Origin of the sequence: Mesorhizobium sp. M0500 (assembly GCF_040321165.1) — a bacterium.
Classification (GTDB): domain Bacteria; phylum Pseudomonadota; class Alphaproteobacteria; order Rhizobiales; family Rhizobiaceae; genus Mesorhizobium.
Map to the genome: position 1 here is coordinate 1 of NZ_JAMYRB010000036.1, position 12,602 is coordinate 12,602.

Annotated in this window: 11 protein-coding genes and 2 pseudogenes; 7 read left to right on the forward strand and 6 right to left on the reverse strand. The window is 58.5% G+C overall.

The window, feature by feature from the left end; translation table 11 throughout:
• Positions 1–125: 125 nt before the first annotated feature.
• From NKI70_RS30805 to NKI70_RS30830, 6 genes and pseudogenes are all read left to right on the forward strand, one after another.
• Positions 126–853 (forward strand): annotated as a pseudogene (locus tag NKI70_RS30805) (IS110 family transposase); the annotation flags it as partial.
• Positions 854–1,327: 474 nt separating this feature from the next.
• Positions 1,328–2,596 carry a DegT/DnrJ/EryC1/StrS family aminotransferase gene (locus NKI70_RS30810; protein ID WP_352579558.1) on the forward strand — a complete coding sequence of 423 codons (1,269 nt, stop codon included), beginning with the start codon at positions 1,328–1,330 and terminating at the stop codon, positions 2,594–2,596.
• A gap of 36 nt (positions 2,597–2,632) precedes the next feature.
• Positions 2,633–3,388, forward strand: coding sequence for an amino acid kinase family protein (locus NKI70_RS30815; RefSeq protein WP_352579559.1), 756 nt, complete (start codon positions 2,633–2,635; stop codon positions 3,386–3,388).
• The gene (locus tag NKI70_RS30820) at positions 3,388–4,215 is read left to right on the forward strand and encodes a nucleoside-diphosphate kinase (RefSeq protein ID WP_352726008.1); all 828 of its coding nucleotides are present in this window, start codon (positions 3,388–3,390) and stop codon (positions 4,213–4,215) included. Before NKI70_RS30815 ends, NKI70_RS30820 begins: the two co-directional genes overlap by 1 nt.
• Entirely contained in the window at positions 4,212–4,892 is a 681-nt protein-coding gene (locus NKI70_RS30825) for a methyltransferase (RefSeq protein WP_352529059.1), read from the forward strand. Before NKI70_RS30820 ends, NKI70_RS30825 begins: the two co-directional genes overlap by 4 nt.
• The gene (locus NKI70_RS30830) at positions 4,889–5,482 is read left to right on the forward strand and encodes a hypothetical protein (protein WP_352725995.1); all 594 of its coding nucleotides are present in this window, start codon (positions 4,889–4,891) and stop codon (positions 5,480–5,482) included. The genes NKI70_RS30825 and NKI70_RS30830 overlap by 4 nt, the downstream gene beginning before the upstream one ends.
• Positions 5,483–5,757: 275 nt before the next feature.
• Here NKI70_RS30830 and NKI70_RS30835 read toward each other — a convergent pair whose 3' ends face one another.
• The 3 genes and pseudogenes from NKI70_RS30835 to NKI70_RS30845 form a co-directional block, all read right to left on the reverse strand.
• Positions 5,758–6,027, reverse strand: a complete 270-nt coding sequence (locus NKI70_RS30835; RefSeq protein ID WP_352579573.1) for a DNA -binding domain-containing protein — start codon at positions 6,025–6,027, stop codon at positions 5,758–5,760.
• A gap of 845 nt (positions 6,028–6,872) precedes the next feature.
• Complete coding sequence (locus tag NKI70_RS30840) at positions 6,873–7,646, reverse strand: MurR/RpiR family transcriptional regulator (protein ID WP_352725997.1); 774 nt, start codon at positions 7,644–7,646, stop codon at positions 6,873–6,875.
• 1,029 nt (positions 7,647–8,675) lie between these two features.
• Positions 8,676–9,134: pseudogene (locus NKI70_RS30845) on the reverse strand (Tn3 family transposase); the annotation flags it as partial.
• Between the two features lie 33 nt (positions 9,135–9,167).
• Between NKI70_RS30845 and NKI70_RS34110 the strand changes: the two are divergent.
• Complete coding sequence (locus tag NKI70_RS34110) at positions 9,168–9,323, forward strand: recombinase family protein (RefSeq protein ID WP_502894676.1); 156 nt, start codon at positions 9,168–9,170, stop codon at positions 9,321–9,323.
• Positions 9,324–9,709: 386 nt separating this feature from the next.
• On the opposite strand, the gene NKI70_RS30855 is transcribed toward NKI70_RS34110, so the two are convergent.
• The 3 genes from NKI70_RS30855 to NKI70_RS30865 form a co-directional block, all read right to left on the reverse strand.
• Positions 9,710–10,237: an FMN-binding negative transcriptional regulator gene (locus NKI70_RS30855; RefSeq protein WP_352579574.1), complete on the reverse strand. Its 528-nt coding sequence runs from the start codon at positions 10,235–10,237 to the stop codon at positions 9,710–9,712.
• 150 nt (positions 10,238–10,387) lie between these two features.
• Positions 10,388–11,290 (reverse strand): dihydrodipicolinate synthase family protein, encoded by a 903-nt coding sequence (locus tag NKI70_RS30860; protein ID WP_023679678.1) that lies wholly within the window; start codon positions 11,288–11,290, stop codon positions 10,388–10,390.
• 52 nt (positions 11,291–11,342) lie between these two features.
• Positions 11,343–12,575 (reverse strand): trans-sulfuration enzyme family protein, encoded by a 1,233-nt coding sequence (locus tag NKI70_RS30865; RefSeq protein WP_352725999.1) that lies wholly within the window; start codon positions 12,573–12,575, stop codon positions 11,343–11,345.
• Between the last annotated feature and the right edge of the window lie 27 nt (positions 12,576–12,602).

The window sequence follows — 12,602 nt, forward strand, 5'->3', positions numbered from 1 at the left end:
ATTCCTAAATCACAATGGGTATTGGGGGGGGCGCGGGGTTTATACAGGGGAACCCGCCCCCCCCCCTAAATATTATGTTTGCCGGCGCGCCATAATTTTTTACCAAAGTCCCGGGGGGGGGCCACGAAGCCGGCCGGGCCGGGCACACGGTCCAGCGGATCGCCGTCGCCTACGAGGCGGCCGGCGACGGCTTCTGGCTGGCGCGCTGGTTGCGGGCGCACGGCATCGAGGCCTATGCCATCCATCCCTCAAGCGTTCCGGTGTGCGCGAGCACCAGCGCGCCAAGACCGATCGTCTCGACACCGAGCTTTTGATGCGCGCTTTTCTCGGCTGGCTGCGTGGCGAGAAGCGCCATTGCTCCATGGCGGCAATCCCGACACTCGAAGAGGAGGACGCGCGGCGGCCGAACCGCGAGCGAAGGACCCTGGTCGGCGAGCAGACGCGGCTCATCAACCGCATCAAGGCGATCCTCGCCCGCTTCGGCGTCCGCAGCTTCCGGCTGAGCCTGCGCCAGGCGGCGGACAGGCTGGAGAGCATCCGAACGGCGGAGGGAACGCCGCTGCCGGACAACACCCGCGCCGAGCTCTACCGCTTCCTTGAGCGGCTCAACCTCGTGCGCGCGCAGATCCGCGCCATCGAACAGGAGCGCCTGCGCCGGCTGGCGGCGGCTCCGGCTGCGGCGAACGGCCCGCACGCGATGGTTCGCCTGCTCGCGCGGATCATCGGCATCGGCGTCGAGACCGCCGACATGCTGGTCAACGAGATGCTGTCGCGCAAGCTGCGCGACCGCCGCGCCGTGGCGCGCTACGCCGGCCTCACGGGGTCGCCGGACGAGAGCGGCAATACCCCTCGGGTCGGTTGAATACCCAGAAAATCAACGGCCCTCTCCACCAGTCGAGCCCGAAGTGCTGACTTCGCCGAGAGTACCAACTTTGGGACAGAGCCAGTCAAGGTGGCACGAGTTTTGAGCTGCCCGGGTACAAAGCAAGGGAAGCTGCCGAATAGCTTCCTGTGGTGCGAAACGCAACGGATGAAATGAAGGAAAGCAGACAGCATGTCAGATCTGATACGGATCCTTGTGAGGATAATTCTCACCACACAAACGCCGGTCACGAGTTTGAAGCCGCCTTTCTGAACTCAACGTGCCGAGGGTGTCACGGCACCCGGTTTTCCTCTCAGGGGCGAACTCTCAGCTCTTGAGCGTTCCGCCGTGGGCCGAGCCTCCGCTCGGACGCGTAAAAGCGATCGAAAGGTGGGTTGGTTCGGCTCTGCATTCGCGAGTGGCCGATGGCCGACACCACGATGAGGTTGGCGTCTGGAGGACTATATGAACAAGCATGGAAGCTTAGTCTCGGAAGCAAATGCAACGCGCATTCACCAGAACGACACTTCTCTCGCCCTCTTCGGAGGGATTCCTACAGTGCCGGCCGGGCGAGTTGTCCCTTGGCCAGCCGCCAAACGCAAGCATCTGAAGGCGCTCGCCAGTGTTGTCAAAAGCGGCAAATATCATCGAGTTAATCACCCTATTGTCACTGAGCTCGAAAAGCGCCTAGCGGAGTGGTCGGGCAACTGGTCTGTGCGCGCTGTTGGAAGCGGCACAGCCGCTATTCACGTGGCCCTCGACTACTACCGGAATCGAGGCCGCCGAGCTGTCACCTCGGCTTTGAACTGGCCAGGAGCCGTCGGCCCCATCGCGATCAGCGGACTCGAGCCGGTGTTTGTCGATGTAGAGCCAAACCTTGCGGGGGTTGATCAGAAGATGGCGGCCGCTCTCATCGAGCCCGGCGACGCGGTGGTGCTCATAACTCATCTGTTCGGAAATAACATTTTGGTTCCGGATCTTAGGCTGGCTGCGCGAGCGAGTGACGTGGCCATTATTGACGATGTTTGTCAATCGATTGACGTTGCGAAAAACATTGTCAATGGATCTTACTTAGAGACCGACGCACTTGCTCTTTCAGGAAATGGGGCCAAACACCTCGGAGCGGGTGAGCTTGGGTTTGTTCTGACAAGGGACCCTGCTCTGATTCACCATGTCGATAAGGTTTCGCTGACAAGCTCGTCGCGATGTGGAGCTAGAATTTTCTCCCCGAGTTCGAAAGGTTACAATTACCGACCCAACGTATTCTCTGCTGCTATAGCCAATCACAGGCTCAAGCGCCTAGACCGGCAGCTCAAAAAGAGGCGAAGCAACGCAATGTTCCTCTGGCAGGAAATTGGCCATCTCTCAGGGCTTCTGCCTCTTTTCGATCCAGCAGTTGATCAACAATCAATGCTTAGTCTCCCGCTGCGTCTTGAGCCGGAAAAGCTCGGTTTTCTAGCTGGCCCTTCGGCCAGGGATTTCATCGTTAAGCTCCTTCAAGCCGAGGGAGTTCCGGTCATGGTTTGGCTAACGAAGCCCGTTTTTGACTATCTCCCGGATGTCAGCAAAAGATGGTCAAGGACCGATTTCCCAAACACGATGATGCTACTGAACACTATGTTTTGCGTGTCGGAGATCGCTCCGCCAAACGGCGCAGAAGTGATGAAATTGTACGCAGCCGCATTTCAAAAGGTCTGGGCAGCGCTTCCAAATCTAACCTCAAAATTCCCTTAGATCGTGTGTTTGGCCAGAGGGCAGGAGGGCGAGACGATGGACAGCTTAATAAAGGGCTTTCTGCCATATGGCTTTTCAATTGTTGTGAAATTCGGCGGGAGCATCATGCGTGATCTTGCGGTGTGTAAGCTTGCACTGGCTGAACTTGAGCGTCTCGCCGGTGACGGCCATCGAATACTACTTGTTCCGGGCGGCGGCATCCCAGACAAAGCAATTGAAATGATTGATGCGGCCAAGCCATTGGAGTCGTCTACGGCGCATCATGCGTGTGCGCTAGCACAGGACCAAACGGGGTATTTGCTTGCGGACGCCGCCTTCTCTTCCAAGCTTGTTCCATCGGCCAGCCTAGGTGAGTGCCGAACTCTCGCGAGAGTCGGAAAGATTCCAGTCCTGCTACCTTCCCGTTTGCTGTTTGCAGCTGATCCAGTGGAATGGAGTTGGGATGTTACATCCGACGCCGTTGCCGCGTGGGTCGCTTGGCTCACCGGAGCACCACGGCTGGTGATTTTGACAGATGTTGATGGCGTGTATCGTGGTGGAGCAACCGAAGATCCCGCTGCACTTATAGAGCAGATCGCTGCTCAAGATCTTGTCCTTCTCGGCCACACGTCGGTTGACGCGTGCGCGGTCCAGTTCATGGCACAGAAACGCCTCCCCGGCGTGGTGATTAACGCTCGTCATTCTTCTCGTCTCTCCGATTGGCTCGAAGGGAAGCGCGTTAAAGCGACCAATATCACCGTCGGAAGCAGGAAAGCCTATATCGCAACCGAGGATCTGGGGGGGGCGGCATGATGCCCTCCACGGCACTAGTAGTTTATGGCCCAGAAGTCGCTCGCTCCGGAATCACGTGGCTGCTCGACGAGTTTATTCGCAGGCGAACCGGCTTGGAACTCGCGGAGCGATTCTTTTCAATCCACAATCGTAGATCGATCGATGCGTTTTATACCCTGACACATTCCACCGGCGGGAACCATTGGCCATTGGTGCTGGACTTGTTCGACATGCGTCCGGTTTGCGCCACAATCTGGAGCGGACCTAATGCGCTGCACCTATCGCAAGGACTAAAGGGTAATACACAGCCGGCCCATGCTAGAAGCGGCACCGTACGTAGTCTCTTTTTTTGCGACAATCCCGTGACGAACCTCCTCCATGTGAGCGACAGTCCAGAAGTAATGCAGGCCGAGCTGGCAATACTTCGGCGCCAATTCTTGGGCAACGAAGTAGCCGCTTGGAATTCCCTCGATACCGGCCAAATCGCCCATTCATCTTTCCAGATGTTGTTACACGTTCTTGGCGACAGGGGATCTGTGCCGATGCCGGACAATGGGGGTGATGGTAGCGCCTTTGCTCACGCGAGATCAAGTTACGGCAAAGCACTCCTACTCGCATCAAAGAGGGGCCTGACAACGGCCGTCCACCGGTACCTTCAGGGGGATCGAGCCGGTCTAGAAGGTATTGTTCAGCATGCGTCTGTCCGCTCATCTTGGGATCGCCTCGTTCTTGAGGCCGGTCTGTTTTCAATGCCTCTTTGGCATTCCCTGCTGAAGCGAACCGTCGATGCCGTCGAGCCTGAATCAGGTAGCGACGACTACCGTATCCATCTGGGGGAGCACATATGAGCGAACTCGATAGTATCAGGACAATGCTTCGGACAAGCCAACAAGGCAACTTTCCGCGCCATTTGCAGGAATTCGGGCTTGATCTGATCGTACTGGAAGGGGTTTTTCCTCCTGAGAGTTTCGAGGGTTGGCGTTGGATCAGCGAGAATTTCCCCCCATTCGCCGGGAAGACCATATTGGAAATCGGCTGCGGCTTCGGTCTTCCCGGCCTTCTGTTGGCAAAAAGTGGTGCGCGGTCGTTAGTAGCTTGCGACATCAACCAGAGGGCGGTCGCGAACACATTGGAGAATGCGAAAAGAAACGGCATCAAGAACGTGGAAGCTATCGAAAGCGATTTATTCACAAACATCCCCCGTCGCAGGAGATTCGACATTGTATTTTGGAATTACCCGTCGAACTTCGCTGCAGAAGACTACAAGTATGTGGATGACATCGAATGTGGCGCGATTGATCCAGGGTATAATTTGCTCAAGCGCTTTTTGTCGGAAGGCCCAAATTTCCTTACAAAAACAGGTCGTATCGTTCTAGGATTCGGGACTAATGCCCGTGACGATCTCCTTGAACACATTGCGGCTTCGAATGATCTCACAACTGTGATGCTGCGGTCCGGAACCTATCCCCACGTGAAGGTAGTTTACAGGCTGTTCTCAATATCCAAGAAGGATATAAGGATATGATTTCCGACCTGATGCACACTGGATTTGTCGCTATTTCGCCCAATCGGTGCAAAGATAGTTGGGTGGCCGGCAGCAGCGTCCTTTCGCAATTCATCCATCGTGTGCCGAGTGATGTTGACATTCATCATGTCAATTTGGACGCATTTACGGAAGCTGTGGACAAGGATACAAGGGCTCTGGCGTACGCCGGGTTCTCCATCGCTTCACAGCGACCTGCCGGCGCGGAGTTGGAGATCGTGTTTTTGAGGTCGAACGGGACCTTGGCGCTGAATTGGGTTCTCGAAGAGGAACGACCAGCGGCGTTAGTTGATGATCCGCTTTTTGGGACACGGGCGAGCTTCGCGGACGTCATCGCGCGAAAGATTGAGATGTACTTGGAGGACCATCATTCGAAGCATCGGGATGATCTGCTTGCACTCCTGGATCATTCCGCCTTAATGGCTCCCGAAATCAGCCGGGACAAATTGGTTGCTATGATTTCCGCGCTAGTCCAGGGCTCGCAGGACACGGGTCAAATCCAATCTTCTTGCCCGCACAGATGGATATCTGACCACATTTGGCCAGTCACGGAACGATCTTTCATAGACTAGACTAAGACTATACATGTGAACCTAAAGGTCGGCACATGAGGTCTGCTCGGCCGCTCTGACAGAACTCCTGACGGACGAGAGAACTTCGTCCACGGCTTGATCCGATAGCGGAACCTTCATCCATCATGTCGCTCACCGAACCATTCATTGGCTTTCCGGCTTTCCGCAAGCTTCCGGCTTCGCCAGATTGGGGCGCTCCCTTTTGCGTCGCCTCTTCCCCTTACGCGTGATCATATCTGCCGTTGACAAGAGCAGGGTGTTGCCGCCTGTTCGGCTCAGTCGGCGAACAATTCCCTGTAACCTGCGGTCGCCATCCAGTTCGCTCTCTCGAGATTGCTTCGCGCGGCTTTCCGCGCGCGCTCCGGTTCTTCCACCGGATCGATGCCGAGGATGATCTGAGCCATCTCCTCATAGCTGGCGTTGTCGGCAGATGCATCGACAAACCTTAGATAGGTCCTGAAGTGCTCCCTATCGTAGGTGGTCAGGCTGTCGGACCAAGGGACTTCCTCTTTAAGGCCTGGTTCAACGTCTGGGTATTTCACCATCACATCGGGCTCCGGAAGTAAGAATCGGAAGTCGAGAATTTCCTTCGACACGCGGGCTAAGCGGAGAGGAAACATCGTCTCCAAGACGAGGTCCCGATTAAGGTCCGCAAGCCCCCGCTCGAGGCGATGTGCGCATCTGCGGGGCAAATCAGGCCCAGGTTAGAAAGGAATCGGAAAAAGGCTCAATACCATGCGGCTGCACATCTGTTTTCGAGGACTGCTCGGACAGGGCTTCGTAAAGAACCTCCAACAGGATGAGAAGCGTAGTCGGTCCTGCGCAACCGCTCCCGCGAACTCGGAATCAGCTCAAAATCGTCTTTTGATCCGCGTCATGACGACGGGGCTTGACCAATCCCCGCTGCTTGACTCGCCGACCCATAGTGCAGATTGCCTGCGTGTTTCGGCAATTCCCGGACACAGCCCTGGAGTGTACCCCACCCCTGTCCGGCTTTTGCGAAATGCGCAGATTGCCGGCAATCGAAAAGGCCCGACAGCAGTTGACACCCTCTTTCGAGCCACGGCACGATCAACAAAGTGGTCGCTTCGCATCCTCGAGCTATTGCGCTGATGATACCGTCTGGACCCAGCACCGTTCCGGCTAGGCCGTAGCTTGCCAAATAGGCTAAAATGTCTGTTGCGGCGGGTGCTCGTCGAGTTTACTCACGCTCGTCCCCCTTGCCTGATCTCATCTCCGGTGCTGGGGGCTGGCAGCAAGCACCAGGTGGCGCGGCTCGACCTTCGCAGGAAACGCGGCGGTTCATGTTCGCCGCCTCTGGCTCGAGCACGTGCCCAAGGTGAGATTCGGGTATGGCGTCGAAACTGGCCGGATTAGCCTAGTCAGGCGTTCAAACTTCCCTCACCTGCAGACACTGGCAGAGATATTCGCTCAGCAATACTACAGGCGGAACATGCATCGCCGACCCGGACTGTGGCCAAGCTCCAGCCGAGGTAAACAAGACCGCCTCGTCGGCAGTCTGAGCGATCGGGCAGTCCGCGCGGGTCGTAATGGCAATCGTATATGCTCCGGTTTTGCGCGCAATTGCCAGAAAAGCCCTGGTTTCCTCAGTGTGGCCAAGCGAGGAAACGCCAAGAGCAAGGCCCGACGAGCCAAGTCTCCGCGCAAGAGCGTGAGACATGGTGGCGGACCCCGAGGAATGCGCGGGGAACCCTAGCCAGATCAGCCGCATGGCCAAAATATCAGCGCAGACTGAAGACGGCCCCGCGCCAAACACTTCGACGCGACGGGCCGCTCGGACGCGGTTGGCAAGCCCAGTAATTTGAAGATCGTCAAAACCTCGAGCGGACGCGGCAATTGAGCTTTGTAAAGCAGTACTGAGAGCGGCGACCCCCGGTGCTACGTCTATATCTTCTGGTGCGGCGCGTTCAGCCAGCTCAATCAGCGTTATCCGCTCAATGTCGCCGCTGAGCGCAATCTTAAACTCGCGGAATCCCGAGAGTCCCAGCCTTCGGCAAAATCTTATTATTGAAGCAGGCCCAGTTGCGGTGTCGTGCGCTAGGTCGGCGATAGACATCGTTAGAATAGCCTTCGGATCTTGCTCAATATACAGAGCTATACGTGCGAGCGCATTCGGAGCCGTATTGATTACATCATGGATCATGTCTAGCAGTGATTGCTGTGTCCGTCGGGGCTCTTGCATACTGTCCTAAGGTGTTCGATTCAATTGGAACTCAACTCCCCTACCCGAAGGCAAGGGAAATCCCCTGAATAACTCGAGTCTGCTGCAGGTGCATTGACGCAGATCAAAGACAAGTTCGATGCCGGATTTCCGGCCTGCTTCGTTCGCGGCGGCAGCCATTCCGAGCACCACGCTTTAGATGTCAGTGCGGATTCCGACGACAACGGCGTTCCGACCCAAAAACCGGATTCTCCATCGGTGTCCGCGAATTTCTGGTACACGCATTCCAGCTGGAGCACAGGTTCATGCCGACCTGATGGCAAAGTTTGTGTAAGCCAGCCAAGGTGGCCCGCTGTGTGGCAGCCAGATCGACCAAACATCGCATTCTCCAGCGGCGCAAGTCCCCGGACGAGGCCGGAGTCGCACCTTTCGGGGGCCAACCTGCTCCGCTGAGCCCTCCGTTGGTCCTAGCGCTTTAGGTCTTGTGCACTCTTACGATTGACTGGGTCTGAGCCACTCCCACGGCTACGAAGACGAACCCACCTTGGCGTTCTTCACCTATGTAACGCAGTATCGGCGCAGATTGGTTCAAGCTGCAAGATGGATGCGATTGCGCCCCGCCATCTTGGCGGAATAGAGAGCCGTATCAGCCCGAGCCAGCATATCTCGGTGGTGGTGTCGCCCGCGCGAGCAGTAGCGACTCCAGCCGAGAAGGTGTATCCAAATTCTAACTTCTCCCTGAGCGGCCGTGAGTTGCGAACACAGTTGAGCATCCTTGCGATGATCAGCTCCGCTGCAGCAGCTAATGTGTTTGGCAACACCAGGACGAATTCTTCTCCGCCCACGCGGCGAAACAGTCGGATCGTCTTACCTCTTTGTTCCCCCGGTCGACGAGTGCCGCCCTGAGACCCTCGATAAGGGATGCATCTTCGGAGTAAAGAGGACGCCCTATCGGCACCTACGCAAACTGTTGTTGAACGACCTGGCTGCAGCGCCGAGGCGCCCAAGATCGCGATCTTCAACCAGGCGCACGCCGTCGAGCTTGTTCCGCTTGAGGCGGTGCGCAAACTTTTTCAGCCGCCAATCGAGCTTCCGGCCGCGCCGATCGAGCCATTCGTCGGCGGCTGACGGCAACCCAAGTTTCGAAACGATCGGTGCGGCCACCGGCTCGGGCAAGAGATAGCTGTCGAAACGACGGTACGCGGAAGACCGTTCCACCCACACGTCCCCAGAACGCAGCTTGTTGCGCAAATGGGCGAGCATTGCCGTTTCATAGAGCGGGCGATTGATCTTGCCATCCGGGCCGATCACCAGCTTGCGCCAGTCCTTCTTGAACGGCATCGGCGCATCGGGGGGAACATCGCGTTTGCCCGATCTCTTCAGTTCGCGGAGCATACGGATTCCGGCGATCGTGCGGGCGCTTCTCCGCCCGCCTTTGAATTCCAAGGCCTCGATCAGCGTCGAGGCGAACGCCAGATCGACCTGCTCAGTCTGGAAGAGAAGATCGATACATCCTCAGCCGCAGGCGAGCTCGTGTTCCGTGTATTCGGTGCGATCGCTCATTTCGAGCGACGGCTGATTTCCGAGCGCACGAAAGATGGCGTGGCTGCAGCACGGGCGAAAGGGAGACAACCCGGTCGGCAACCGCTCGACATGTAAAAGGTCGAGGCCGCCATCAAGCTGATCAAGGCCAACATGTCGCCGACCGAAGCTGCGAGGCACTGGGTCTCGGCCGATCGACCGTCTATCGCCGAAATGAGGCGACTGGGCATCAGTCGGCCAGCGCAGTGAGCACTTCCGACGCTTTGCAAACTCTCGCTCTGGGAACTTCAAGGGCAAAGCGTGACCCGTTTTCGTCGTTGACTGCTCAATTGGGCCGACCGCTACGCCTGGAAGGCTGACGTTGCTGGGTCGGCTGGACCGGTCTCTGGAAGGCGGCGTGCAATTTCGTGTGCCAGGCGCTTATCGTTCGCTCGGCTTTTCGCAGTACCATCCAGTAGGGCAAGCTTTGCTGACATTCATCAAAGTGCGATGGGCCACGCTCTTCAGCCTTGTTCGGGCTTCCGGCGGGCGGCTGCAAGCATCGCCTGACCGACGCGCCGGTCGCCTTGGGCGTTCAGCATTTCGCCGGCATTGCAGATATCACGTGCCTCCTTGTTCTGGCTGAGCTTGGCTTTGCCTACAAGGCGGGTGATCTCGATCTCCAGGCCGATGATCGCCTTCACCATAGTGTCGATGAAGTCCTTCGGTGCGTTACCCATCTTCCATGGGACAGGCTCAGTCGCCTCGTGCCTGTGAGTCAGTTTGGCGACATTGCGGCGGACATAGCGTTCGTCGTCGTGGATTGTGATCCGTCCATATGCATGTGCGACGAGGTAGTTCCAGGTCGGCACCTGCTTGTGGAACTCCTGCTTGCTCGGATACCACCGCGGCGAAATGTAGGCGTCGGCGGCGCGGAACACCACGAGCACCTCATCGCCGGTCGCCACGTCCTGCCAAACTGGATTGTTGCGTGCGACGTGGCAGCGAAGGGTACCGTTTTCTCCCTGTGACGTGTCGAGTTCGAAGGGGATGTGATCGGCGTCGAGACCGCTCCAGCCATGGTTATCAGAACGCCGAGTGCGTTGTTCTCGATCAGTTCGTAAAGGACTTCTCGGCTCGGTTCATCGAAATGAGCGGGTAAATACATGACAGTTCCTTTCACTGGCCGCCGGGTTCGCTGTTCACCGGCTGGCATCCGATGGCAAGCGTTCCAACGCGGCGGCGATCTGGCGCTTCGCTGCTGAGGGCAGAGGCAGGATGGGACGCGGGGGGTCGGCACGGCAAATGTCGAGCAATTCGGCAAGTGCATAGACGACGCGAAGGCTCGAGAACTCCTTGAAGAGGCTCCAGAGCGGCGCAAGCGTGGCATCGATCCGTCGCGCTTCGGCCGCATCGCCCTGTTGCGCCGCCGTGACGATCTTCACGCAGACCTCGGGCAGGAAGCCGGCGAGGACGCTGTACCATGTGTCGGCGCCGGCGATCATGGCCTCTGCAGCGTTCCAGTCGCCGCTGTAGCCGATCGAGAACCCTTCCGGCACAGTGCGCCTCTGGTCGGCCAGATGGCTCTTGATCGCATCGCCCTTGTCTGTCGGATTCTTGATAGCGACAATCCCACCCACCTTTGCCAGGCGGCTGATGAGTGCTGGGGTGAAATGGAAATGCGTCGTTCCTGGATTGTCGTAGACGACGATCGGCAGGCCGCTCTCGCACGCCACCGTCGAGAAATGTTCGAACACCTCGTCCTCAGTGAGCGGGGTGTAGGAGGCGGCCGCAAGCAGCCCCGCGGCAGCTCCAAGGGCCTTGGCGTCCTGCGCGAACCTCACTGCTTCATCGGTGCGCAACGCGCCCACACCCACCACGACCGGCGTTCGCCCGGCGATTTCGTCCAAGGTCTCGGCGAGCGTCCGTCGCCGTTCCTCGCGCGACAGATACATGTAGGTGCCGGTGCTGCCGAGAAGACCGATGGAGTCGACCTGAGCGGCGCCAAGCCGAGCAATCAGCCTGCGCAGAGCAACGGTATCGACGCGGCCGTCACGATCGGCGGGCGTGATGGGAAACGCGGAAAGACCGCTCAGGAATGCCATGGCAAGGCTCCAGGTTTGTGCGTGAGCGCAGGACTGGCCGGACGACAGGTCATCACAAGGCGTCCAGAGCCCGCCGCAGGTCGGCGATTAGGTCATCGGCGTCTTCAAGGCCCACCGAGAGACGCATGAGGTCCTCGCCGACTCCATCGGCCAGATGCGCATCCTTGCGGATCGGCTGACGAGCACGGGTCAGGCTTGCCGGATGATAGATGAGACTGTCGGCATCGCCGAGGCTGACAGCCCGGGTGATCAGGTTGAGCCGGTCCATCATCCGGCGCGCGCCCTCGAACCCAGCGTGGAGGCCAAAGGCCAACATGCCGGACCCTTGGGACATCTGCTTTCGCGCCGTCACCTGATCAGGGTGCGAGTCGAGGAAGGGATAACTCACCCATGCCACCGCCGGGTGCGCCTCGAGCGCCTGAGCCACCGCAAGGGCAGTGGCGCTGTGCCGTTCCATGCGCAGCGTGAGCGTCTTCAGACCGCGCAGGATCAGGAAGGCTGACATGGGCGAGAGCGCTGCGCCGGTGATGTAGCGCAGGCCCGTTTCGTGCAGCGTGCGGAGCGTTTGCGCGTCGCCGAGAATCGCCCCGCCAAGGGCATCGCCGTGCCCATTGATGTATTTGGTCAGCGAGTGGAGCACGAGGTCTGCCCCATGTTCGAGCGGCCGCTGGAGCGCGGGGGAGGCGAAGGTGCTGTCGACTGCAACCTTTACACCGCGCGCGTGGGCGCGCTCGGCAATGGCAGCGATGTTGAGGATGCGGCTCAGCGGATTCACCGGCGTCTCGAAGAAAACAAGCCGGGTCCGCTCGGTAATCGCGGCATCGAGATTGTGAGGATCGGACAGGTCGACCGCGACGACCTTGATGCCGAAGCGGGGGACCGCCTGTTCGACCATGGCAAGCGTGTTCACATAAAGCGTCCTGTGGACGATGAGTTCATCGCCTTGGGACAGGAGCGACAGGATCAGCGTCCCGAAAGCCGCCATCCCCGAGGCAACGACCAGACCTGCCTCGGCTCCTTCCAGATTGGCAAGCCGTTGTTCGAGGATCTCCGTCGTCGGATTGTATTCGCGCGCATAGAGCCTTCCGCCAAGCGCGGCGGCGGCCTCGTTCGCTGCCACGCTTTCGAATCCATAGGTCGAGGTCAAGAAGACTGGCGGCTGAACGGCATTGGAAAAGCCGGCGGGATCGTAGCCATGATGGATCGCCCGAGTGGCGAATCCGGGACCGGTGTCGTTGAGCGACCGCGTGAGAGCATCGGTCTCGGATTGATAGGAGCGGGTCATTCGGCCTCTAGATCTTTCTTGGGTTTC